The sequence below is a fragment of the Streptomyces sp. NPDC053542 genome (assembly GCF_044544685.1).
Classification (GTDB): domain Bacteria; phylum Actinomycetota; class Actinomycetes; order Streptomycetales; family Streptomycetaceae; genus Streptomyces.
In genome coordinates this window covers 182,102-206,208 of sequence record NZ_JBITXL010000004.1, presented here as the reverse complement: position 1 = coordinate 206,208, position 24,107 = coordinate 182,102, and the positions used below count along the sequence as shown (strand labels likewise).

The 24,107-nt window shown below is 74.2% G+C and carries 19 protein-coding genes and 1 riboswitch; of the genes, 8 read left to right on the top strand and 11 right to left on the bottom strand.

What is annotated here, in order from left to right; translation table 11 throughout:
• Positions 1-174: 174 nt before the first annotated feature.
• Complete coding sequence (locus ACIGXO_RS12610; RefSeq protein WP_399784393.1) at positions 175-1,407, bottom strand: cytochrome P450; 1,233 nt, start codon at positions 1,405-1,407, stop codon at positions 175-177.
• Between the two features lie 267 nt (positions 1,408-1,674).
• On the opposite strand from ACIGXO_RS12610, the gene ACIGXO_RS12605 reads away from it, so the two are divergent.
• Positions 1,675-2,844: a steroid 3-ketoacyl-CoA thiolase gene (locus ACIGXO_RS12605; protein WP_399784390.1), complete on the top strand. Its 1,170-nt coding sequence runs from the start codon at positions 1,675-1,677 to the stop codon at positions 2,842-2,844.
• A 182-nt stretch (positions 2,845-3,026) separates the two neighbouring features.
• On the top strand, positions 3,027-3,551 hold the full coding sequence (locus ACIGXO_RS12600) for a DinB family protein (RefSeq protein ID WP_399784387.1): 525 nt from the start codon (positions 3,027-3,029) through the stop codon (positions 3,549-3,551).
• A gap of 47 nt (positions 3,552-3,598) precedes the next feature.
• On the opposite strand, the gene ACIGXO_RS12595 is transcribed toward ACIGXO_RS12600, so the two are convergent.
• The 8 genes from ACIGXO_RS12595 to ACIGXO_RS12560 form a co-directional block, all read right to left on the bottom strand.
• Positions 3,599-4,066, bottom strand: coding sequence for a transglycosylase SLT domain-containing protein (locus tag ACIGXO_RS12595; protein ID WP_399784384.1), 468 nt, complete (start codon positions 4,064-4,066; stop codon positions 3,599-3,601).
• Positions 4,067-4,422: 356 nt separating this feature from the next.
• A complete protein-coding gene (locus ACIGXO_RS12590; protein WP_399784381.1) occupies positions 4,423-5,016 on the bottom strand; it encodes a CGNR zinc finger domain-containing protein in 594 nt (197 codons plus the stop codon).
• A gap of 73 nt (positions 5,017-5,089) precedes the next feature.
• On the bottom strand, positions 5,090-5,980 hold the full coding sequence (locus ACIGXO_RS12585; RefSeq protein ID WP_399784378.1) for an ECF transporter S component: 891 nt from the start codon (positions 5,978-5,980) through the stop codon (positions 5,090-5,092).
• Positions 5,977-7,659 carry an ABC transporter ATP-binding protein gene (locus tag ACIGXO_RS12580; RefSeq protein WP_399784375.1) on the bottom strand — a complete coding sequence of 561 codons (1,683 nt, stop codon included), beginning with the start codon at positions 7,657-7,659 and terminating at the stop codon, positions 5,977-5,979. The genes ACIGXO_RS12585 and ACIGXO_RS12580 overlap by 4 nt, the downstream gene beginning before the upstream one ends.
• Positions 7,656-8,945 carry an energy-coupling factor transporter transmembrane component T gene (locus ACIGXO_RS12575; protein ID WP_399784372.1) on the bottom strand — a complete coding sequence of 430 codons (1,290 nt, stop codon included), beginning with the start codon at positions 8,943-8,945 and terminating at the stop codon, positions 7,656-7,658. The genes ACIGXO_RS12580 and ACIGXO_RS12575 overlap by 4 nt, the downstream gene beginning before the upstream one ends.
• Positions 8,942-9,646 (bottom strand): SCO2322 family protein, encoded by a 705-nt coding sequence (locus ACIGXO_RS12570; protein WP_399784370.1) that lies wholly within the window; start codon positions 9,644-9,646, stop codon positions 8,942-8,944. The genes ACIGXO_RS12575 and ACIGXO_RS12570 overlap by 4 nt, the downstream gene beginning before the upstream one ends.
• On the bottom strand, positions 9,643-10,902 hold the full coding sequence (locus ACIGXO_RS12565) for a prenyltransferase/squalene oxidase repeat-containing protein (RefSeq protein WP_399784367.1): 1,260 nt from the start codon (positions 10,900-10,902) through the stop codon (positions 9,643-9,645). Before ACIGXO_RS12565 ends, ACIGXO_RS12570 begins: the two co-directional genes overlap by 4 nt.
• A gap of 176 nt (positions 10,903-11,078) precedes the next feature.
• Positions 11,079-11,219, bottom strand: a riboswitch (cobalamin riboswitch).
• Positions 11,220-11,277: 58 nt separating this feature from the next.
• Positions 11,278-12,354, bottom strand: a complete 1,077-nt coding sequence (locus tag ACIGXO_RS12560; RefSeq protein ID WP_399784364.1) for an MBL fold metallo-hydrolase — start codon at positions 12,352-12,354, stop codon at positions 11,278-11,280.
• A 157-nt stretch (positions 12,355-12,511) separates the two neighbouring features.
• Between ACIGXO_RS12560 and ACIGXO_RS12555 the strand changes: the two genes are divergently transcribed.
• From ACIGXO_RS12555 to ACIGXO_RS12530, 6 genes are all read left to right on the top strand, one after another.
• On the top strand, positions 12,512-13,963 hold the full coding sequence (locus tag ACIGXO_RS12555) for an aldehyde dehydrogenase (protein ID WP_399784361.1): 1,452 nt from the start codon (positions 12,512-12,514) through the stop codon (positions 13,961-13,963).
• A gap of 4 nt (positions 13,964-13,967) precedes the next feature.
• Complete coding sequence (locus ACIGXO_RS12550) at positions 13,968-14,201, top strand: ferredoxin (protein ID WP_399784358.1); 234 nt, start codon at positions 13,968-13,970, stop codon at positions 14,199-14,201.
• 155 nt (positions 14,202-14,356) lie between these two features.
• Complete coding sequence (lanKC, locus tag ACIGXO_RS12545; protein ID WP_399784355.1) at positions 14,357-16,993, top strand: class III lanthionine synthetase LanKC; 2,637 nt, start codon at positions 14,357-14,359, stop codon at positions 16,991-16,993.
• Between the two features lie 34 nt (positions 16,994-17,027).
• Positions 17,028-17,147 carry a SapB/AmfS family lanthipeptide gene (locus ACIGXO_RS12540; protein ID WP_399784352.1) on the top strand — a complete coding sequence of 40 codons (120 nt, stop codon included), beginning with the start codon at positions 17,028-17,030 and terminating at the stop codon, positions 17,145-17,147.
• Between the two features lie 312 nt (positions 17,148-17,459).
• Entirely contained in the window at positions 17,460-19,859 is a 2,400-nt protein-coding gene (locus ACIGXO_RS12535; RefSeq protein ID WP_399784349.1) for an ATP-binding cassette domain-containing protein, read from the top strand.
• Between the two features lie 92 nt (positions 19,860-19,951).
• Positions 19,952-22,189, top strand: coding sequence for an ATP-binding cassette domain-containing protein (locus ACIGXO_RS12530; protein ID WP_399784346.1), 2,238 nt, complete (start codon positions 19,952-19,954; stop codon positions 22,187-22,189).
• Positions 22,190-22,231: 42 nt separating this feature from the next.
• Here the strand turns inward: ACIGXO_RS12530 and ACIGXO_RS12525 are convergent, their stop codons facing one another.
• Positions 22,232-22,867 (bottom strand): DNA-binding response regulator, encoded by a 636-nt coding sequence (locus ACIGXO_RS12525; RefSeq protein WP_399784344.1) that lies wholly within the window; start codon positions 22,865-22,867, stop codon positions 22,232-22,234.
• 571 nt (positions 22,868-23,438) lie between these two features.
• A complete protein-coding gene (locus tag ACIGXO_RS12520; RefSeq protein ID WP_399784341.1) occupies positions 23,439-24,062 on the bottom strand; it encodes a TetR family transcriptional regulator in 624 nt (207 codons plus the stop codon).
• Between the last annotated feature and the right edge of the window lie 45 nt (positions 24,063-24,107).

Genomic DNA, 24,107 nt, shown 5'->3' with positions numbered 1-24,107 from the left:
TTTCCCGCGTGGTTTTGGGGGGTTTTTTTTTTTATGTATGCGGCTGCGTTGGGGGTTGCTTGGGGGGGGGGTTTTTTGTTTCCCCCAAACCGGGGGGGGGGGGCCCCCCCCCCGCGCGGCCCCCCACCGCCCTTACGGCGAACGGGAGTTGCTCGTACTGGCAGGGTGCGGGAGTCACCCGTAACTGACCCGCAGCTCCTTGACGCCGTTGAGCCACGCCGAGCGCAGCCGCCGGGGGTCGCCGGTCAGCGCGATGTCCGGCAGGGCGTCGGCGATGGCGCGGAAGATCAGGTCGATCTCCAGCACCGCGAGGGACTTGCCGAGGCAGAAGTGCGGGCCGCCGCCACCGAAGCCCAGGTGCGGATTGGGGTCGCGGGTGATGTCGAAGACCTCGGGCCGGTCGAACACCTCGGGGTCGTTGTTGGCGGACGCGTAGAAGATGCCGACCCGCTGGCCCTCCTTGATGTGCGCCCCGCCCAGCTCGGTGTCCTGGGTGGCGGTGCGCTGGAAGGAGACCACCGGGGTCGCCCAGCGCACGATCTCCTCGGCGGTGGTCGACGGCCGCTCCCTCTTGTACAGCTCCCACTGCTCGGGGTGGGTGAGGAAGGCGTGCATGCCGTGCGTGATCGCGTTGCGGGTGGTCTCGTTGCCCGCCACGGCCAGCAGCAGCACGAAGAAGCCGAATTCGTCGCTGCCGAGGTTGCCCTCGTCCTCCGCCGCCACCAGCCGGCTGACGATGTCCTTCGCCGGGCACTCCTTGCGCGCCGCCGCGAGGTTCATCGCGTACGAGATCAGCTCCATGGCGGCGTTGGTGCCGACCTCTTCGGTGATCGCCAGCTCGGGATCGTCGTACGCGATCATCTTGTTCGACCAGTCGAAGATGCGGGAACGGTCCTCCTGGGGGACGCCGATCAGCTCGGCGATGGCCTGCAGCGGCAGCTCACAGGCGATGTCGGTGACGAAGTCGCCGCGGCCGTTCTTCTTCGCCTCCGCGACGATCCGGGTGGCGCGCTCGCGCAGCGCGTCCTCCAGCGCGCGGATGGAGCGCGGGGTGAAGCCGCGCTGGACGATCTGGCGGACCCGGGTGTGCTCGGGCGGGTCCATGTTGATCATGATGAGCTTCTGGACGTCGATCTGGTCGCGGGTCATCGACTCGTTGAAGCGGATGATCGCGGTGTTGCGGTTCGTCGAGAAGACGTCCGGCCGGGTGGAGACCTCCTTGACGTCCGCGTGCCGGGTCACCACCCAGTAGCCGTCGTCCTCGAAGCCGGCGATGTTGTGCGGCTGGGCGTTCCACCACACGGGCGCGGTCCGCCGCAGCCGGGCGAATTCGGGGAGGGGTACGCGTTCCTGGTAGACGTCGGGATCGGTGAAGTCGAACCCGTCGGGCAGCGCGGGGCAGGGCATCGGCGACTCCAGGTCCGGGTTGGGTCCGGCTTGCCTGCTCGTTCTGACGGGCTCACGCGCTTGTGCTGACGAGCCATCAGAATCTGCCGCGAAGGTAGTAACGAGTTCTACAAGTGGCAAGGCTCACGCGGGAAATGCTTGCGAGTACGGCCGACGCAGCACCCTTGCGCGGGCGCGTGTGGCTCGTGAGACTGGGCGGCAGAACTAGAACGCGTACTAGTTCTGTCCGGGTGCCGGGCCGCCCGGACAGCCAGGAGAGGACGAGTCATGGCCGCTGAACCCGTCATCGTCGAAGCCGTCCGCACGCCGATCGGCAAGCGCGGGGGAGCGCTCGCCAATCTCCACCCCGCCTACCTACTGGGCGAGACGTACCGCGAACTCCTGGCGAGAACAGCCATCCAGCCGGACTGCGTCGAGCAGATCGTCGGCGGGACGGTCACCCACGCCGGCGAGCAGTCCATGAACCCGGCCCGGAACGCCTGGCTGGCCGTGGGGCTGCCGTACGAGACCGCCGCGACCACCGTGGACTGCCAGTGCGGCTCCTCCCAGCAGGCCAACCACATGGTCGCCAACATGATCGCGGCCGGCGTCATCGACGTGGGCATCGGCTGCGGCGTCGAGGCGATGTCCCGCGTCCCGCTCGGCAGCGGCTCCAAGCACGGCCCCGGCAAGCCCTTCCCCGACGAGTGGCACGTCGACCTGCCCAACCAGTTCGAGGCGGCCGAACGCATCGCCCGCAAGCGCGGCCTGACCCGGGAGAACGTCGACGCGCTCGGGCTGATCTCGCAGGAACGGGCCGCGCGGGCATGGGCCGAGGAGCGCTTCAAACGCGAGACGTACGCGGTCCAGGTGCCCACCACCGAGGAGGAGCAGGCGGCCGGGCAGGGCATGTGGCGGCTGGTCGACCACGATGAAGGGCTGCGCGACACGAGCATGGAGGCGCTCGGCTCGCTCAAGCCGGTCATGCCCACGGCCGTCCACACGGCGGGCAACTCCTCACAGATCTCCGACGGCGCCGCCGCGGTGATGTGGGCGTCCAAGCGGATGGCCCGGGCGCTCAAGCTGAAGCCCCGGGCGCGCATCGTCGCCCAGGCGCTGGTCGGCGCCGACCCGCACTTCCACCTGGACGGGCCGGTCGACGCGACCCGGGCGGTCCTCGGTAAGGCCGGGATGTCCCTCAAGGGCATCGACCTCGTCGAGATCAACGAGGCGTTCGCGTCCGTCGTCCTGTCCTGGGCGCAGGTCTTCGAACAGGACCTGGAGAAGGTGAACGTCAACGGCGGAGCGATCGCGCTCGGCCACCCGGTGGGCGCGACCGGGGCCCGCCTCATCGCCACCGCACTGCACGAACTGGAGCGCGCCGACAAGGAATTCGCCCTGATCACGATGTGCGCGGGCGGTGCGCTGGCGACGGGGACGATCATTCAGCGGCTGTGACGATCGGCCGGCGGCGGAGCCGGGCGGCGGTGCGGGGTGGCCGCGCTCGCGGCCCGGCGGCCATTGTCAGTGGCGCCTGTCACACTCCTGGCATGATGACAGATTCGACGGAACCGACGAATTCGGCAGAACTGACAGATGCCGCAGGGCCGACAGGGCCACCGAAGATCCCTACGGAGAACTTGCCGCCGGTCTGGGCGGGGGAGGAGGAGCGCCCGGCACCGCCCCTCGTCGGGGACGAGCGCGAGATCCTCACCTCGTTCCTGGACTGGCATCGCAGGACCTTCGAGCTGAAGTGCGCCGGGGTGCCGCCCGAGCGCCTCTCCGAGAAGAGCGTTCCGCCGTCCGGGCTGAGCCTGCAGGGCCTGATCCGGCATCTCGCCGGTGTCGAGCACTGGTGGCTGCGCGTGCAGTTCGCGGGCGAGCGGGACGACTTCCCTTACTACTCCGACGACCATCCCGACCAGGACTTCGAGATGCTGGAGGGGGACGTCGAGGAAGAGCTGGCGTTCTGGCGCGCCGAGTGCGCGCACTCCCGCAAGCTCGTCGCCGCCGCGCCCTCCCTGGACGCGACGGGCACGCATGCGGCGAGCGGCCGGCCCATCGCGCTCCGCCGCATCCTGGTGCACCTCATCGCCGAGTACGCCCGGCACAACGGCCACGCGGACCTGCTCCGCGAACGCCTCGACGGCGCGACCGGGGTCTAGGACCCGGGCGCGCCGTCGGGAGGGGGGAGCCGGTTGAGAACGAGAACTCAGTACCAGTTGTGGGACTGCCAGAAGGACCAGGCGCCGCAGGGGCTGCCGTAGCGCTCGTTCATGTAGTTCAGGCCCCACTTGACCTGGGTGGCGGGGTTGGTCTTCCAGTCCGCGCCGGCCGAGGCCATCTTCGAGCCGGGCAGCGCCTGGACGAGGCCGTACGCGCCGGAGGAGGCGTTGGTGGCCTGCGGGTTCCAGCCGCTCTCGCGCTCCACGATGTTGCTGAAGCACTGGAACTGCCGCGCGTCCGGGATCTGCTGGTGCGCCGCGGCCTGCGCCTGGGCCGCGCCGGCCGGTGCTTCGGCCGCGCCGGCCCGGTCGGCGGCGTGCGCGGGGGACGCGCCGAAGGCGGCCGCGGCGGCGCCGAGGGCCACGGCACCGACGGCGGCGGCGCCTGCGGCCCGCTTGCGGGAGACGGTGGGGGAAGCGGTGCGGCCGGCGGGCGAGGACACGGGGGACAGCACGGAGGAAGGACCTTCCGACGGGGTACGGGGGAGGAGTCGCCGTGGGCGAGACGAGTCGCGAGGCGAGCTGCGTCGCCGGGCAGCGGTGAGGTTTGCGAACCCGGCGACCACTTCACCGTGGGAGGTGGCTCGGGGTGCGGGCAAGCGCCGCTGTTACGTAGCCGCTTCGTACCGGGCCGTGGGCCCGGCGGGCGAAACCGGGGCGAGGCCCGTGCCGGCTCCTGCTACCGGGCCTCGTATGTGACCAAGGTCCTTGTGCGTGGCTTCACAAGGAGAGCGGGGTGGGAGGGGAGGGGGCGGGGGGGAGGCCCCCCGGGGGGAAGTGGCGGAGGGGGGTGCCCTCAGGCGTCGCCCGACTACGTCGTGTCCGCGAGGCGGCGGGCGCGGTGCCTGGCGACGTTGAGGCGGTTGCCGCACAGGTCGGGCATGCAGTACCGGCGCCGGCCCGCCTTGCTCGTGTCGACGAACATCCCGTCGCACACGGGCGAGGCGCAGTGGCGGACGCGGTCGTGGGACAGGGTGCGCACCACGCCCAGCAGGCCGGTGCCGATCAGTGCCGCCAGCTCGTCGGCGAGCGGGGTGCGCGGTCCGGTGGTGACGTACCACTGCCAGTGGCCGTCCGGGTCCCGGGCCAGGAGCGGCCCCGTGCCCGCCCGGCTGACCAGCGCGTTCGCGCCTTCGGCGAGCCGGTCCTCGCTGTCGAACTCCAGGAGCGCCCGCACCTCCCGGCGGAGCGCGAGGACCTGCTCCAGGTCCGCTTCGCTCGGTCGGCTGCCCGGGGCCGCGGCGTCCGCGGCGTCCACCGGGATGCGGTGCTCGTCGAGGAAGCGGCCGAGCGCGGCCGGGTCGACGAGCACCTCGCCGGTGCTCCGGCGGACCAGGGCGGAGGTGTTGACCAGGTCGGTCGCGACGCCCGCCCCGAGTGCGTAATCGGAAAGAGGAAGTTTCACGTCCTACTCCGGCCATGTAAGGGGATAACGTCGAGCATATCCATTAGCTCTGCAGGGGCGGCGGAACACCCCTTCACTCGGAACGCGTCGGCTGCGGGGCGAAGGCCACCGGGGTGTCGAAGGCCGCGCGGCGGGTGGCGCGGCGGAGGGCCTTCAGGACGGTGGGGCCGAGGGTGAGGGTGAGGACGATCGTGAGTACCGCGCGGGGGAGGTCCCAGCCGAGGGAGGTGGCCAGGCAGTACGCGGCGAAGCGGGCGAGGTTGTCGGGGAGCGGGTCGCCGGGGACGAAGGAGACGCCGGAGGCGAGGCCCGCGATGTACGGCCAGCCCTGGAGGTTCATGATCAGGCCGTAGAGGAGGGAGGCGAATGTGCCGTAGACCGCGAGCAGCAGCACCTCGCGGCGGCCGCGGAGCCGGTCGGGGCCCGGGAGCAGGCCCGCGCCCATCGACACCCAGCCCATCGACAGCATCTGGAACGGCATCCACGGGCCGACACCGCCGGTGAGGAGCGCGGAGGCGAACATCGAGACCGCGCCGAGCACGAAGCCGAAGCCCGGTCCCAGCACCCGGCCCGACAGCACCATCAGGAAGAACATCGGCTCGATGCCGGCCGTGCCCGCGCCGAGGGGGCGCAGTGCGGCGCCGGCCGCGGCGAGTACGCCGAGCATCGCGATCGCCTTGGCGTCCAGGCCGACGTCCGCGATGGTCGCCACGACCACGGCGAGGAGGAGGGGGAGCAGGGCGGCGAAGAGCCAGGGCGCGTCCTTGGAGTGCGCGAGGCCGGACGCGGAGTCCGCCAGCAGCGGCCAGCCGAAGGCCATCACGCCGAGGACGGAGACCAGTACGAGCGCTGCCACCGACCGCGGGCCGAGCCGCACGGCCCGCACCTGCCGCTGCGCCGTACCGGAACCGGAAGCCCGCACGGCCCGCACCCTCCTGCCCGTCCGTGCCGGCCGTGTACTCATGCCGTGTGCTCCAGTTCGGCCAGGGCGTGGGTGACCTGGGGGACGGTGAGCCAGGGGAGCGGCGCGAGGACCTTGGCGACCTGCGGGGCGAAGGCCGGGGAGGCGACCACGACCTCGGCGGTCGGGCCGTCCGCGACGATCTCGCCGTCGGCCAGGATGACGACGCGGTGGGCGAGTTCGGCGGCCAGTTCGACGTCGTGGGTGGCGAGGACGATCGCGTGGCCCTCGGCGGCGAGCGTGCGCAACACCTCCACCAGGCGGGCCTTGGCCGCGTAGTCCAGGCCGCGGGTCGGCTCGTCGAGGAGGAGCAGCGGGGGCCGCGCGGTGAGGACCACGGCGAGCGCGAGGGCGAGGCGCTGGCCCTCGGAGAGGTCGCGCGGGTGAGTGCCGTCCGCGACGTCCGGCAGCAGCCGGGTGACCAGCGCCCGGCAACTGCCCGGTGCCGCGCCCGCGTCGGCGTCCGCCGCCGCGCACTCGGCGCCGACGGTGTCCGCGTACAGCAGGTCGCGCGGCTCCTGCGGTACCAGCCCGACCCGGCGCAGCAGCTCGCGCGGCCCGGTGTGGTGCGGCACTGCGCCACCCACGTGTACCGAGCCGGCGGCCGGTTCGTGCATGCCGACCAGGGTGTTGAGCAGCGTGGATTTGCCCGCGCCGTTGCGGCCCATCAGGGCGACGGTCTCGCCGGGGTGTACGGACAGGCCGACGCGGTGCAGGGCGTCGATGCGGCCGCGGCGTACGGAGAGTCCGGTGGCCTCGGCGACCGGCGCGGACGGCTGTGACCGCACGCCGGCCGCCCCCGCCGGAGAAGCCGGAGAAGCTGGAGACGCGGGAGAAGTCGGAGACGCGGGAGACGCCGGGGACCGCCCCGCCAGCCGCTCGCGCAGTGCGCCGGCCTTGCGGCGGGCGTCCCGTACGGTCAGCGGCAGCGGTGACCAGCCCGCCGCCCGGCCGAGGGCGACGACCGGCGGGTGGACCGGGGAGACGGCCATGATCTCGGCGGGCTCGCCGATGACGGGCGCGGCGCCGGGCGCGGGCAGCAGGATGACTTGGTCCGCGTACTGGACGACGCGTTCCAGCCGGTGTTCGGCCAGCAGGACCGTCGTGCCGAGGTCGTGGACCAGGCGCTGGAGCACGGCCAGTACCTCCTCGGCGGCGGCCGGGTCCAGCGCGGAGGTCGGCTCGTCCAGGACGAGCACCTTGGGGTGCGTGGTGAGGACGGACCCGATGGCGACGCGCTGCTGCTGGCCGCCGGAGAGGGTGCTGATGGGCCGGTCGCGCAGCCCCGCGAGGCCGAGGAGGTCGAGGGTCTCCTCGACGCGGCGGCGCATCACGTCGGGCGCGAGGCCGAGCGATTCCATGCCGTACGCCAGCTCGTCCTCGACGGTGTCGGTGACGAAGTGGGAGAGCGGGTCCTGGCCCACCGTGCCGACCACGTCGGCCAGTTCGCGCGGCCGGTGGGTGCGGGTGTCGCGGCCGTCGACGGTGACCCGGCCGTGCAGGGTGCCGCCGGTGAAGTGCGGTACGAGGCCGGAGACGGCGTTCAGTACGGTCGATTTGCCGACGCCGGACGGGCCCACCAGCAGGCAGAGTTCGCCCTCGGGGACGGTCAGGTCGACTCCTTGGACGGCGGGTGCGCCCGCGTCCCCGTAGGTGACCGACACCTGCTCGAACCGGATCACGTCGTCCTCTCCTTCAGGTTCTGCGGGTCCTTCGGGTCCTGCGGGTCCTTCGGCCTCTGCGGGCGCTGCGTCTCGGGCTTCGCGGCCTTCTCGGGCTTCGCGGGCTTCGCGGGCGAGTTCGCCGGTACCGGAGCGACGAATGCCGGGATCAGTCCGGCCAGCACCGAGAGCGCGGGCCAGAGCGGGAGCTCCGGCGCCGTCAGCGGTACGGCCGGCGGGTGCAGGGCCGCGGGCGCGTAGGAGCCCGCCCAGATCATCAGTGCGGCCACCGCCACGCCGGAGCCCGCGACCAGCCAGGCGCGTACGCCCCAGCGGTCGGGCCGGTAGCGGGTGCGGACCGAGCGGCGGCCGCCCAGCCACAGTCCGGTGAGCGCGGCGGCGAGCCCGGCCGCCAGCACCGGCAGCCCGTACCCGGCGCCCTGGGCCGCGAGCAGTCCGTAGGTACCGGCGCAGATGCCGAGGAGGCCGCCGAGCGTGAGCGCCGTGGTGGTGTGCCGGACGGCGCGCGGTACCTGCGCGGTACGGCCGTACCCGCGGGCGTCCATCGCCGCGGCGAGCGCCACCGAACGCTCCAACGCGCCTTCCAGTACCGGCAGTCCGACCTGGAGCAGGGCCTTGACGCCGCGGTCGGCGCGGCCGCGCAGCCGGCGTGCCGCGCGCAGCCGCTGGACGTCCGCGACCAGGTTCGGGGCGAAGGTCATCGCCACGACGACGGCCACGCCCGCCTCGTAGAGCGCGCCGGGCAGGGACTTCAGCAGCCGGGCCGGGTTGGCGAGCGCGTTGGCGGCGCCCACGCAGATCAGCAGCGTGGCCAGCTTCAGCCCGTCGTACAGGGCGAAGAGCATGCCCTCGGCGGTGACCCGGCCGCCGATCCGCACGCCGCGCGCCCAGTCGGGCAGCGGCACTTCGGGGAGCGTGACCAGGATGTGCGTACCGGGGACGGGCGAGCCGAGCACAAAGGCGAAGACCAGCCGGATGGCGAGCACGACCAGGCCGAGCTTGACGAACGCGCCGTAGGACCGGGCCCAGGGCGCGTCGGAGCGCCGGGCCGCGACCACGTATCCGGCGACGCCGATGAGCAGGCCGAGAAGGAGCGGGTTGGTGGTGCGGGACGCGGCCGTCGCGAGGCCCAGTGCCCACAGCCACCACGCGCCGGCGTGCAGCGCGCGCCCCCGTGTGGCGAGGGGAGCGCGCAGCCGGGCGGCGGCGCCTGGCCGGTCGGGGGCGCGGCGGCCCGGCCGTGCGCCCGTCACGTCGCTCGTCACGGTTCCCCGGCCGCCGCTCATCCGCGCCGGCGCCGGGCCTGCCACACCGCGGCGGCGCCGAGGACGGCGACCGCGGCGATGCCGCCGATCAGGCCGGCGGAGGGCCCGCCGGCACCGGAGCCGGACGCGCCGCCCTCGGGCGCCGCGGACCCGCCGGACCCGGGCGAGCGGTCCGACGCCCCGCCCGACGACCCGCCCGCCTGCTCCGCACACCCCGTCTCCGGATAGCCCGATATCGCGCACAGCAGCGCACTGGAGTCGTACCGCAGCGGCGCCGCGACCGCGGCCAGCGCGTCGCCCGCGCTCGCGTCCTCGGGCACCCGCACGCACTCCGTACGGGCCGCGGGCGGCGTCTCGCCCTTCGGGGCGTCCGCCGCGGTGCCGAAGTCGAGGACGACGGCGACCCGCTTGCGGCCGTCCGCCGCCTTCGTACCGCCGCAGACCGCGTCGAAATCGGCGGCCGCGCGCGGCTTCGCGGCGCGCGCGGAATCGGCGCTGACGGTGAAGCGGAAGCCGGCCACGGCGCCGTCGGCGGGGCGCGCCGTCGACGGCCCCTCGGTGGCGTACGTCCAGCCGCCGCCCCCGTGGGCCGCCGCGTCCGCCGTCCAGAAGGACCAGTAGCGGTACTCCTCGGCGTGCGCGGGCGCGGCGGCCAGGCCCGTGGCCGTACCGGCCAGGACCAGCGCACCGAGGCCGCGCGCGAGACGAACGGCGCTGCTCACAGCTGGTTCTGCTTCCTGCGGCCGCTCAGCAGGAAGCCGATGCCGGCGCCCGCCGCCAGGCCGACGAGCACGACCCACCACACGGAGACGCCGCCCTCGTCCTGCTTCTGATCCTTCTCGGCCTGCTGGTCCGAGACGGCGGATGCGGGCTTCGGGCCGGTCGCGTTCAGCTTCGAGACCAGGTCCGTGCCGCCGAAGTCGCGCGGGTCGCCGCCGGTGGCGTGCGCGGCGAGGATCAGCTGCGCGTACGCGGCCGGGCCGCTCTGCTTCGCCCAGGCCGCCGAGTGCCCGCGCAGCCAGCCCAGCGACTGCTTCGCCGCGTCGGCGCGCCCCGCGGCGGCCAGCGCGACGACGGCGTCGGCGGTGTTGCCGACGTCCGGCTGCGACTCGGCGCCGGGCATCGCGGACATCAGGTGGTGGCCGTGCGCGTCCAGGACGGAGCCGAGCTGGTCGGCGGCGCCGCCGGCGGCCGCGTGCGGGTCCTTCGCCGCCTCCTCGCAGGACGCGGCCTTCACGGAGTGCGCGCCCGGCTCGACCACGAAGCCCTTGCCCAGCGCGCCCAGTACAGCCGCTGCCGTCGCGTCCTCATTGGCGGCGAGCTTCCCGTCCTTGGCCTGGAAGGCGAACGCGCCGCGGTCCTTCTTCTCGGCGTCGCAGCCGAGACGGAAGGCGAGCAGCCCCTCGTACGGGGTCCTGCCGCCCTTCTTGGAGGTCACCGATGCCGGCTTCGTGCCCGTGGCGGCCAGCGCGCCGATCACCACCGAGGTGGAGTTGGCGTCGCTCGGGGCGTCGGCGGCGGAGCCCCAGCCGCCGTCGTCGTTCTGCGCGGACTTCAGCCAGGAGACGCCCTCGCGCACCGCGTCCGCGTGCCCGCCGACCGCGGCCAGCGCCTGCACGGCGGCGGCCGTCTGGTTGGTGTCCCGCATCGTCTTCGCGTCGCAGGGCTGCTCCGGGTCGGCGCGGTACGCGGTGAACGCGCCGTCGGCGCACTGCTGTCCGGCGAGCCAGTCCACCGCCGAGTCCGCCGGGCGCACGCCCGCGGTGTCCTGCGCCAGCAGCGCCAGCGACTGCCGCCAGACGCCGTCGTACTTCGGGTCCGTGCTGCCGTACAGGCCCTTCGGGAGCTTCGGGGACGCGGCGGGCGCGGGGTCGGCGGCGAACGCGGCCGGGGCAGCGGCCGCGCACAGCACGGCGGCGGCCAGGGCCGCGGCGCAGCGGCGCGCCGGGGCGGCGAGGGAGCGGGCCGTGATGGCCATGGGGTCGGTGCCTCTCGGTCGGTTCGCGGGGTGCGCGAGGTGGGAGGTCACGCAGCCGCACTCCGCCGCACCACGGCCGCGCGGCGCGCGGGCGCGGTGGCACCGGGCTCAGCTCCGTATACCTCGACGGTGCCGCGCGCCGGGCGGCCGCTGAAGGGCGGCCGTACGGTACGCGGGAGCCTTGGGTGTGCCCCGCCGGGCGTTCCGGCTCGCTCCGGCGCACGGGTGCGCGCCAGCGCTCACGGCTGCGGGTCAGCGCCGGTTTTCCACCGGCTTCCCCCGGTCGGGCACGAATGAACTTGTCCGGACCACTTTAACCGGCGGGTAGCGACCGGTCTCCGGCACGTACACCGTCGCCGCCGGATGGGAAGTCCCTCACACCGCCCGGTACGTCACCGGGTCCGAGCCCGGCACCGGCTCCGCCAGCCCCGTCTTCACCAGGCGCCGCAGATGCGCCTCGGCTTCGGAGACGGCGATGGTGCGCGAGCCGTACGGGATCTCCGCCCACGGGCGGTTCCACGTCATGGTCTCGGCGAGCTGCCACGGCGTGAGCGGGGCGGCGAGCAGGGCACGCAGGCCACCGAGCCGTTCCTCGTGGTGCGCGAGGAGCTCCGCCGCCCGCTCGGCGGCGCCGGTGAACGCGTGCTGGTGCGCGGGCAGTACCTCGGCGACGCCGAGCCGCGCGATCCGCTCCAGGGAGTCCAGGTAGTCGCCAATGGGGTCTCCCCTGCTCGAGCGAAGCCGAGAGCTTGGGGAAGGGTCGGCATAATGCGGGTCGTCCGGGTCCTCGTACAGGCCGACGTGCGGGCTGATGCCCGGCAGCAGGTGGTCGCCGGAGAAGAGGCGCCCGTTGCCGGGGTGCGCCGCCGGGTGCGCCTCCTCCAGGTGCAGGCAGACATGGCCCGGTGTGTGGCCCGGCGTCCAGACGGCGCGCAGCCGCCGCCCCGCGAGGTCCAGCAGCTCGCCGGGGACGATCTCGCGATCCGGGAGCGCGGGAGGTTTCTCGGGGAGCCCGCGTGTGCGCCCCTCGGCGCGGGCCGCGTAGAGCGGCGCGAGGTGCTCCTCGGGCGCGCCCGCCGCGGCCAGTTTGCCGATGAGGTACGTCAGCCAGGTCCCCGGCTCGGCCTCACGGGTGCGGCGGACGACCTCCGTGTCGGCGGCGTGCATCGCGATCCACGCGCCGGACGCCTCCCGGACCCGCGCCGACAGACCGTGGTGGTCGGGGTGGTGGTGGGTGACGAGCACGCCGTGGAGTTCGGTGACGTCGGTGCCGCAGGCGGTGAGCCCGGCGGTGAGCGCGTCCCAGGACGCCGGGTCGTCCCAGCCGGTGTCGATCAGCACCGGGCCGCGGTCCGTCTCCAGGACGTGGACGAGGGTGTGTCCGAGCGGGTTGTCCGGTATCGGGACGGCGATGCTCCGGACCCCGCCCCGGTGGTCGATCACATGCGGCATGCCACGCCCCTCTCGGCCCGCACGCCGTCGCGTGCATTGTTCAGCATAACTAGAACTGGTATCAGTTCTGATGCGGCGTCAGTTAATGCGCCAGGCAATGCGCCAGGCGATGCGTCGGACAGCGCATCGGGTAACGCGACCGCAGGAGGCGGAGTCGATGGCCGATCTGATCGAGCACGGACAGCTCTACATAGGCGGTGAGCTGGTCGATCCGGCCGGCGAGGACACCATCGAGGTCATCTCCCCGCACACCGAGCAGGTCATCGGCCGGGTGCCGCACGCCTCGCGGGCCGACGTGGACCGCGCCGTCACGGCCGCCCGCGCGTCCTTCGACTCCGGCGTCTGGGCGGACACGCCGCTCGCCGACCGGATCGCGGTCATCACGCGCATCAAGGACGCGTTCGCCGTGCGGAGCGAGGAGTTCGCGCGGCTCATCAGCGCGCAGAACGGCACCCCGTACACCGCGGGCGTCATGGTGCAGTCGCTGGCCGCGATGATGGCGTGGGACGCGGCGATCACGGTCGCCCGCGACTTCGCGTACGAGGAGCGGCGGCAGGGCGCCCTCGGGCCGCTGCTGATCCGCCGCGAGCCGGTCGGGGTGGTCGCGGCCGTGGTGCCGTGGAACGTCCCGCAGTTCACCGCCGCCGCCAAGCTCGCCCCCGCGCTGCTGGCCGGGTGCTCGGTGGTGCTGAAGGTGTCGCCGGAGACGCCGCTCGACGCGTACCTCCTCGCGGAGATCGCCACCGAGGCGGGGCTGCCCGAGGGTGCGCTCTCCATCCTCCCGGCCGACCGCGAGGTGAGCGAGTACCTGGTCGGGCATCCGGGCGTGGACAAGGTGTCCTTCACCGGGTCGGTCGCGGCCGGCAAGCGCGTCATGGAGGTGGCCGCGCGCCATCTCACGCGCGTGACACTGGAGTTGGGCGGCAAGTCGGCCGCGGTGATCCTGCCGGACGCGGACCTGGATGCGGCGGTCGCCGGGATCACGCCCTTCGCGTGGATGATCAACGGGCAGGCGTGCGTGGCGCAGACCCGCATCCTCGCGCCGCGCTCGCACTACGACGAGATCGCCGAGCGGTTCGCCGCGGCGGCCACGGCCCTGAAGGTCGGCGACCCGCTGGACCCGGCCACCGAGGTCGGCCCGCTGGTCGCCGAGCGGCAGCGGCGCCGTTCGCTGGAGTACATCGCGTCCGGGCAGCAGGAGGGCGCCAAGGTGCTGGCCGGCGGCGGCCGCCCGGCGGACCAGAAGACCGGCTGGTACGTCGAGCCGACCCTCTTCGGCGAGGTCACCTCCGGCATGCGGATCGCCCGCGAGGAGATCTTCGGCCCGGTGATCTGCCTGCTGCCGTACGAGGACGAGGCGGAGGCCGTACGGATCGCGAACGACTCCGACTACGGGCTGTCGGGCTCGGTGTGGACCGCCGACACCGAGCGCGGGATCGAGGTGGCGCGCCGGGTGCGCACCGGCACGTACTCCGTGAACACCTTCAGCCTGGACATGCTCGGGCCGTTCGGCGGCTACAAGAACAGCGGCATCGGGCGGGAGTTCGGCCCCGAGGGGTACGGCGCGTATCTGGAGCACAAGATGATCCACCTGCCGGCGGGGGCGTGAGCGCATGGGTGACCGCTGGCAGGTGGAGGTGGACCGCGGGGTCTGCATCGGCTCGGGGCTGTGCGCGAGCACGGCGCCCGGGGACTTCCGGCTGGACTCCGCGCGGCAGTCGCACCCGGTGGCGGGCGTCTCGGACGCCCAGGAAGCCGTGCTGGCGGCCGCCGAGGGATGTCCGGTCGAGGCGATCCTGATTACGGAGGCGGACTCCGGGGAATCAGTCTTCCCGCCGGAGGAGTAGCGCCCCGGCCCGAGCCCCATCGAACAGGCGTGCGACCTGCTGGTTCGTACTTAGAGTTACTTGTGCGTTCCTCACGGTGACCTCATGACGTCTGTGACTGTCCCTCCCTCCCGTCGCGTGGAAATCTCTATTCCACGCCGCCGAGGGGGGAGACGATGGACAAGCGGTACGAGGTGTACTGCCTGGCTGACAGGTATTTCTATGAAACCCCGGACCGTTTGTCCGTCGGGGAAAGCGCCGCAGCCGACGACAGTGCGGTGTACGAAGCGGCGCAGCGCGCGGTCCCCGAAGGGTGGCGTTGTTTCCTCTCCGGGGACTGGCTCCACGTCAATCCCGTGGACAGCGAGGGGAACCCGCGTCCGGGCAGGCCGAAGCAGGGGTGGAAGATACATGTGTCGGCCTGCCCGGACAATGCGGAGAAGATAGCGTCCAAGGTCTGGGACTACTGCGTGGCCCGGGCCATTCCCTTCAAATTCGTCCCCGGTCCGCGCCCGCTGCACCTGCGGAATTCCAAGTACGCGGACCGGGCCGCCAGCGGCAAATTCGCCACCATTTACCCGCTGGACGAAGCGGAATGCCACCGCGTTCTGGAGGAGCTGGGTTCGCTGCTGGACGGCGAGCCGGGCCCGTACATCCTGAGCGACCTGCGGTGGAACGACGGGCCGCTGTACGTGCGGTACGGCGGCTTCGCCCGGCGGTACTGCGTCGACGGCACCGGGGCGCTCGTGCCCGCCATCGAGAACCCCGACGGGCGGCTGGTCCCGGACCGCCGCGAGCCCGCCTTCCGGCCGCCGGAGTGGGTGCAGCTGCCCGGCTTCCTGGCCCCGCAGCTCGCGGCGCGCAACGCCACGACCGTCGCCGACCTGCCGTACGCCGTCGAGTCGGCGCTGCACTTCTCCAACGGGGGCGGCGTCTACGTCGGCCGGGACCGGAGCACCGGAGAGAGGGTGGTCCTCAAGGAGGCGAGGCCGCATGCCGGCCTCGCCGCCGACCGCGCCGACGCGGTCACCCGGCTGGAGCGCGAACGCGCCGCGCTGCACCGGCTGTCGGGCCTCGGCGTGGCCCCCGAGGTGCGCGACTTCGTCACCGTCGGCGACCACCGCTTCCTGGTCCTGGAGCACATCCCCGGCAAGCCGCTGAACTCGTTCTTCGCCGAGCGCCACCCGCTGCTCACCGCCGACCCCGACCCGGAGGCGCTCACCTCGTACACCGAGTGGGCGCTGGGCATGTACAACGCCGTCGAGCAGGCCGTCACCGCGGTGCACCGCCGCGGCCTGGTCCACAACGACCTGCACATGTTCAACATCATGGTCGCGCCCGACGAAATGAGCGTCACCCTGCTGGACTTCGAGGCCGCCACCGACGCCGACGACACGACCCGGCAGTCCCTCGCGCACCCCGGCTTCGTCGCCCCGCGCGACCTCACCGGCTACGACGTCGACCGGTACGCGCTGGCCTGCCTGCGCCTCGCGCTCTTCCTGCCGATGACCACGCTGCTGGCCATCGAGCGGGACAAGGCGGCGGACCTGGCCGAGATCGTCGTCCGCGAATTCCCGTGCGTGCCCGCCGGATTCCTGGAGGAGGCCGTGCGGACGATCTGCGCGCACCGGCCCGCCAGGCCGCGCATCCGGCGTCCCGCGCAGGCCCGCCACCTCGTCGCGGTCGACACCCGCGAACCGTACGTCTGCGACCCGGCCGACTGGCCGCGCAGCCGCGAGTCCATGGTCCGGGGCATCCTCGCCTCGGCCACGCCCGAGCGCACGGACCGCCTGTTCCCCGGCGACATCGCCCAGTTCGCCGACGGCGGCGGACTCGGCATCGCCCACGGGGCGGCCGGTGTCCTGTACGCGCTCCACGAGACGGGTGCCGAGGGGTTCGAGGAGGGCGAGGAGTGGTTACTGCGGCAGACCGCTCCGCCTCCCCTCGGCACCCCCCTCGGGTGCTACGACGGACTCGCCGGCGTCGCCTACGTACTGGACCGGCTCGGCCACCGCGAACGGGCCGACGAGCTGATCGAGCGGGTGCTCGCCGAGAAGTGGTACCGGCTCGCGCCCGACCTGTACGGGGGCCTGGCGGGCATCGGCCTCACCCTGGACCACCTGGCGCGCCGGCGCGGCGAACGCGAGCTGCGCGACCGGGCGCTGGAGGCGGCGGGCCACGCCGCCGACCGGCTGGAGAGCTGCGCGAACCGGGCCGGGCTGCTGCGCGGCGCGAGCGGCCCCGCGCTCCTCTTCCTGCGGCTGTACGAAGGCACCGGCGACCCCGGGCTGCTCGATCTCGCCGCGCAGGCGCTGCGCAGCGACCTCGCCCGGTGCGTCCGCAACGAACGCGGCACGCTGCTGGTCGACGAGGGCTGGCGCACCATGCCGTACCTCGGCGCGGGCTCGGCGGGCATCGCGATGGTGCTCGACGACTACCTGACGCACCGCGCCGACCCGGAGTTCGAGGAGGCGCGGGCCGCGATCCTGCCGGCCACCCAGGCCCGCTTCTACGCGCAGCCCGGCCTCTTCCGGGGCCGCGCCGGCATGGTGCTGCACCTGGCCCGCACGACGACGCCCGACCCCGACGTCGAGGCCGCGCTCGCCGCGCAGATCGCCGACCTGAGCTGGTACGCCATGCCCTACCGCGGCGAACTGGCCTTCCCCGGCGACCAGATGATGCGGCTCTCCATGGACCTGTCCACGGGCACGGCCGGCTGCCTGCTGGCCCTGGGCTCGGCCCTGCACGAGGAACCGGTGCAACTGCCGTTCCTCCCGCCGCTGCCGGAGCCGGACGGGCTGCGGATCGGATGACGACGACATGACACGACACGAGAGGACGCGAGACGTGGCACTGCTCGATCTGCAGATGCTGGAGGCTCCGGAGCACGAGGGTGATCCGGACAGCACCGTCAGCCTGCTGGCGTGCGAGGTCGAAGACAGCGCCCTGAGCCTCCTCCTCTGCTGACCCCCTGATCAGGTTCGTCCCGGTACGCGTCGACCGCGTGACCGGGAGGTGATACAGGCCGACCGCGGTACGGGAGGTGACCGTGCCCGGCCCGGATCGTGAGGTCCGGTCCGGTCCGGCACGGCACACCGCCCGCACCGTCCGGCCTGCTCCGGTGGCCGACGCCGGGACGAACCGGTGTGCGTGCGGCTCCTGGGGGAGCCGCACGCACACCATCCTCACCCCTCCGCTTCTTCGCCTGTCAGGTACAGCTCACCGCACGCCCCGTCCGCGAGCCCCCGTCCGCAAGACCCCTTCTGGGAGGAAGAACCCGTGACCGCCAAACCCGCCGACCGGCTGCTGCTCGGCGCGCTGCGCCACAGCGCCCCCCGGGCCTCGGCAGTCCTGCTGCTCACCACCGGCGGCGCCGCGGTCGGTCTCGCCCTCCCGGCCACCCTCGGCCACACGCTCGACCTGCTGCTCGACGGCGGCCCCGCGCCGTGGCCCTGGCTGTCCGCCTGCGCCGGACTCACCGCCCTGGTCGTCCTCATCGGCGCGCTGGACGGGCTGCTCACCGGCACGACGGACGCCCGCGCCACCGCCTGGCTGCGGCGCCGGGCGCTGCGCGGCGTACTGGCCGCCGGTCCCACGGCGACCGAACGGTACGAGCCCGGCGACCTGGTGTCGCGCCTCGTCGGCAACGCCGGCACGGCCGGCACCGCGCCCACCGCGCTCGCCGCCACCGCGGCGACGGCGCTCACCCCGGTCGGCGCGCTGGTGGCGCTGGCCCTGCTCGACCTGTGGACCGCGGCCGCCTTCGTCATCGGACTGCCGCTGCTGGCGCTGCTGATGCGCGCCTTCGTCCGCGACACCGGGGACTGCGTGGCGCAGTACCAGCGGATCCAGGGCGACATCGCGGGGCGCCTCCTCGAAGCGGTCGGCGGCGCCCGCACCATCGCGGCCGCCGGCAGCCACGAGCGCGAGGCGGCCCGCATCCTCACGCCGCTGCCGGCCCTCTCCCGCCAGGGCCACCGCATGTGGCGGGTGCGCGGCCGCTCCACCGCCCAGGCCGCCGCGCTGGTCCCGCTGCTGCAGATCGCCGTGCTCGCCGTCGGCGGGCTGCGGCTGCTCAGCGGCGCCCTCAGCGTCGGCGACCTGCTCGCCGCCTCCCGGTACGCCGTGCTCGCGGCCGGCGTCGGCATGCTCGTCGGCCACCTCAACGGCCTGGTGCACAGCCGCGCCGCGGCCCGCCGGCTCACCGAGCTCCAGGACCTGCCCGCCATCGAGTACGGCGACCAGGAGGCGGCGGGGGAGGCCGTGCCGGAGGACGCGGACGCGCAGACGGAGGCAGGCGCGCGTACGGAGGCGGGCGCCGGGACGTGCGCGGGGGCGCTCGAACTGCGCGGCATCACCGTGCGGAAGGCCGGACACAGAGTCCTGGACGAGCTCAACCTGAGCGTGCCCGGCGGCTGCACGATGGCGATCGTCGGCAGCTCCGGCACCGGCAAGTCCCTGCTCGCCGCGGTCGCCGGGCGGCTGATCGAACCGGACGAGGGCGAGGTCCTGCTGGACGGCGAGCCGCTGCGCCGCCTCAGCCACTACGCGCTGCGCCGCTCGATCGGCTACGCCTTCGAACGGCCCGCGCTGCTGGGCGACACGGTCCACGACACCGTGGCGTACGGGGTGTACGAGCCGGGACCGGGCGACGTGGAGGCGGCGGCCCACGCGGCGGGCGCCGCGTCCTTCATCCGGCGGCTGCCCGAGGGGTACGCCACGCCCTGCGCCGACGTGCCGCTGTCCGGCGGGGAGGTGCAACGCCTGGGGCTGGCCCGCGCGTTCGCGCACGCCGAGCGGCTGCTGATCCTCGACGACGCGACGTCCAGCCTCGACACGGTCACCGAACTCCGCGTCGGCCGCGCGCTGCTGCGCGACGTGCGCGCCGGCACCCGCCTGATCATCGCGCACCGGGCCGCCACCGCGGCCCGCGCCGACCTGGTCGCCTGGCTGGACGCGGGCTTCATCCGGGCGCTGGCGCCGCACGAAACGCTCTGGGAGGACCCGCGTTACCGGGCCCTCTTCGGCGCGGACGAGGAGGCGGCACCGGGGGCGGGGGACCGCGGGGCCGACGGGCCGGCGGACGGTCCGGTGGACGTTCCGGCGATCTGGCGGGAGCGGCCGGCGGGGCAGCCGGCCGTGGGGAAGCTGCCGGTGCGGGAGCCGGCCGTGGCGGGTGGGCTGCCGGCGAGGTCGTCGGCGGCGGGGGAACGGCCGGCCGGAGCGGGTGCCGCGCGGCCGCGGCGGGCGATCGGCCACGGGCCGCGCCAGGAGGGGACGCCGCCGGAGGGGACGCGCCAGGAGGGGACGCGGCCGGAGCGGGCGCGGGCCGAGGGGGAACGGGCCGAGGGGGAACGCCCCGCGGAGGGACAGCCGGAGGGGCTGACGCCCGTGGCGGCGCCGCGGCTGCCGTCGCCCGCCGGGAGCGTCCCCAGCTGGGCCCACGGCCAGGGCGCGGGGCAGCTTGCGGGCGCCGCGCAGGACGGGTTCGCGCCGGGAGAGCGCGGGGGCGTGCCGGAGCGGATTCCGGTACCGCAGGGGATGCCCGTCACGCAGCGCCGCCGGCGCGCCCTGGCCGACCTGCTCGTCCGCGGTGAGCTGCCGGCCCGTGCGGAGGGCGGGCCGGCAGCCGGGGCCCCCTCCGAGGAGGCCGCCGGGGCCCGGCGGGGTGCCGAGTGAGGCCGGAGGGGGCGCGGGCCGCTCAGGGGGAGCGGCCCGCGGCGGCAGGCGAACGGACGACGGTGACCGGCGGGAACGGGAGCGGGAACGGCATGAGCGGGAGCGACGGAAGAGTGCGGGAGTGGGCCGCCATCGAGGAGGAGCCTCGGCTTCGGGGCGGGGCCGCTCCTGAGGGGCAGCCGCGGCTGCGGGACGCGGCCCGGCGGTTCCTGGGGCGCCGGCGCGTCGTCGTGGCGCGACTGGCCGCCTGGTCCGTGGCCGAGGCCGCCCAGACGTTCCTGCTCGGCTTCGCGCTGGCCCGGGCGATCGACGACGGGTTCCTCGCGGACCGGGTCGCCGTGGGTCTGGGCTGGCTGGCCGCGGCCGCGCTGGCCGTCGCGGCCGGCTCGTACGGCACGGGCCGGGTCTACCGCTCCGTCGCCGACCTGGTGGAGCCGCTCCGCGACGAGCTGCTCCGACGGGTCGTCACCCGCGCGCTGCGGGAGGCCGACGACAGCGCGGTCTCCCGCGCCGCGCACCAGGTGGAGATCGCCCGCGACACCTTCGGCGGGCTGGTGATGGTGTCGCGGGGGTTCGTCTTCACCGCCGCAGGTGCGCTGGCCGGCCTCTGCTCGCTCGCTCCGGTACTGCTGCTCGTCGTCCTGCCGCCGCTCGTCCTCGGCCTCGCCCTCTTCGCGGTGACGCTGCGTCCGGTGGCGCGCGGTCAGGAGACGTACCTGGCGGCCGACGAGGCCATCGCGCACGGTGTGGGCGTGGCGGTCGGCGGGCTGCGCGACGTGACGGCCGGCGGTGCCGAGGAGCGGGTGGCGCGCGAGGTGGGGGAGCGCTTCGACGCGGAGTGGCGTGCGTCGCGCACGCTCGCGCGCTGGGGCGTGTGCCGGGACGTGGCGCTCGGCGTGGGCGGGCGGCTGCCGGTGGTCCTGCTGCTGGTCACCGCGCCGTGGCTGCTGGAGAACGGGGTGACGCCGGGCGCGCTGGTCGGCGCGCTGGCCTACCTCACGCAGTCGATGCTGCCCGCGTTGCAGGCCCTGATGCACGGCCTGGGCACGTCCGGCACCCGGCTGGGCGTCGTCCTGCGCCGCCTGATGGGGGCCGGATGGGGCGTCGGGAGCGCCGCGGACGCCGCGGGCTCCACGACGGACGCGCCGGGTCCGGCGGGCACGGAAGCGGCAGGCGCCGGGACGGCGCCCGAGCCCACCGTGCCCGCCGGGCCCGCGCTGCCCGGTCCCGCCGGGGCTCCGGGGAGGCCCGCTCTCCCCGGTTCCGACGGTGCCTCCGGACGGCTCGCGCTGCCCGCCGTGCCCGAACTGCCGGCGCTGCCCGTGGGTTCCCCGGCGGCTCCGGTCACCTCTGCGATGTCCGCGTCGGGGTCGGCGTCGGCGTCCGCGGCGGGCCGTGGCGGCGGGGCGCGGCACGCCAAGCGGCCGCGGCACGCGCTGCCGCCCAAGCGGCTGACGCTTCCCGGGGGCATCCCGGTGCCGGGGCGTGCGCTGGGCGGCCGGTCCGCGCAGGGCGCGGGCGCGTACGCCGGGGATTGCGCCGACAACGCGCCGGCCGAGGCTCCCGTACCGCTGCCCGCGTGGGCGACGCCGCCCGCCGGCAGCGGGCTGGCCCTGGATGCGCGGGGTGTGTCCTTCGCGTACGGGGAGCATGCGACGCCCGTGGTGCAGGGGCTGGAGCTGACCCTTCCGGTCGGCGGGCACCTGGCCGTCGTCGGGCCGAGCGGCATCGGGAAGTCGACGCTCGCGGCGCTGCTCGCGGGGGTACTGGTCCCCGACCGGGGAGAGATCCGGCTGGGCGGGAACGGCGCGGGGTCCAGGCGCGTTCTCGTACCCCAGCAGGCTTATGCGTTCTCCGGGACGCTCCGGGAGAACATGCTGTACCTCTGCCCGCGCCCCGAGGAGGTGCCGGACACGGCCCTGCGCGCCTCGGCCGTGGCGGTCGGCGCGGCGGACCTGGTACGGCGGCTGGGCGGGTTCGGCGCGCGGGTCACGCCCGGCACGCTCTCCGCCGGCGAGCGCCAGCTGATCGCCCTCGCCCGCGCCCATCTCGCGCCGGCGCCGCTCGCCATCCTCGACGAGGCGGGCTGCCATCTGGACGCGACGGCGGAAGCCCGCGCAGAGCGGGCCTTCGCCGCCCGGCCGGGCGGCTCGCTGATCGTCGTCGCGCACCGCATCAGTTCGGCGCTCCGTGCGGACCGCGTCCTGGTGATGGACGGTACGTACGCCCTGTGCGGACGCCACCGCGACCTGCTGCGGCGCTCCGCGCTCTACCGCGACCTCGTGGGGGAATGGGCGGATGCCGATGCGGAGCCGGCCCTCGCGCCGTGAGCGGGGCGCGGCCGGCACGCCCTCCCGGTGCGTGGGCCGGGGTCACACCCAGCCCTCGCCCTGGGAGATGCGGATGGCGTCGACCCTGTTGCGGGCGCCCGTCTTGCGGGTGATCGCCGACATGTAGTTGCGCACCGTTCCGTTGGACAGGTGCAGCGTGCCGGCGATCTCCGCGACCGAGGCGCCCTCGGCGGCGAGCGTCAGGACGCTCAGCTCCCGCTGGGTGAGCGGCATTTCGGCGGCCTGCAGGAAGCCGAAGCCCAGCGAGCCGTCGACGAAGCGCCGGCCCGCGGCGACCTGCCGGATGCCGACGGCCAGCTGCCCGGGGGAGCCCTCCTTGTCGACGAACCCGAGCGCGTCGGCCTCGAAGGCCCGGCGCAGCGGGCCCGGCCGGTGGGCCGAGCCGAGGACCAGCAGGGCAGGCCCCTTGGCAGGCCCGGCCGCGCCCTCCCGGCCGCCGCCGGTCCCGGAATCTCCGCCGCCGCACGGCACGGCCTCCGCCGCGCCGCTCACCGGGTGCTCCCGGCATCTGTTGACCTGCTGCGGGATGTGCGCCATGGGACCGCGCGCGGGCGCGGCGCGGCCCGGGACGGAGTGGGCGGCACTGCCGTGCGCCTCCGTCCTCGTCTGCGTACCGCCCGCGGGGACACCTCTCGTGGCGGCGCCGACGCCGCTCACCACGGAGCCGTGCGCCCCGGCCGCCGCTCTCGGCGCCCAACCGCTCCGGTACCCGTCGGTACTCCGATACGCACCGTCACTCCATCCCGCTTCCTCTCTCGCGGAAGTACCGTCGGCATGTGCCGCGGGCGCGGCACTGCTGTCCGATAGCTTTCGCAACGTACTCACTCCGATCGGCATCGCGGAGTCCACATCCACCACACAGACGTCCGGCTGCAGCGTGCGCACCCGGCCCGCCGCGCCTTCCGGCGTGGACACCGCCACCTCTATGTCGTTTTCCCTGCTGAGCACCTCAGCCAACGCCCATCGGAACAGGCAGACGTCGTGCACCAGCAGCACCCGGATCACTGCAGTCCCCCTCCAGACCCCCGTGTACCGGCCTTATTTGGCAACCACCCCGAATTCATACCTGTAAAGGGCGCGCCGTGGGGCCGCAGATCAGGCCAAGAGGGGGCAAGGGGGCGCACGGATGCACGGCAAGATGCATGTATGCACTCCGTGACGGCACCAAACCGGCACCGAACGGGCGCCGGACCGGGGCCGCGAAAGGGAATTCCGGCGCGGAAGCGGGCTATTCCGGGCGCGACGGGCCGGTCAGCTCGATGAGCCGGCAGACGGTCTCAATGTCGATCTTCACTTGCGCAATCGAAGCCCGTCCCGAGAGCCAGGTGATGAGCGCCGAGTGCCAGGTGTGCTCGATCACCCGCACGGCCGAGAGCTGCTCCGGGGTGGCGGCGGATTCCAGCCCCATGGCGTCCAGGATGATCGCCGTCGTCAGCCGGGAGACGGTGTCCACCTCGGGGCTCACCGACCGGTCGGCGAAGGTGAGCGCGCGCACCATCGCGTCCGCCAGGTGCGGTTCGCGCTGCATCGCGCGGAACGCCCGCATCAGCGTCTGGGCCACCCGCGCCCCGGGGTCACTCTCCGTCGGCGGCCGTTTGCGCAACGTCGCGTGCATGTGCTGCAGCTGGTCCTGCATGGTCGCCACCAGCAGATGGATCTTCGAGGGGAAGTAGCGGTACAGCGTGCCCAGGGCGACGTTCGACAACTCCGCGACCTCGCGCATCTGCACGGCGTCGAAGCCGCCGCGCACGGCCAGCTGTGCGCTGGCGTGCAGGATGCGGCGGCGGCGCGCTTCCTGGCGCTCGGTCAGTGGAGGGGTGGCGGGAAGCGCCGGCCGGTGTTCGGAAGTCATGTGTCCCATTCCGTGGCGGTCCGTCCGTGCTGCGGGGGTTGTCGA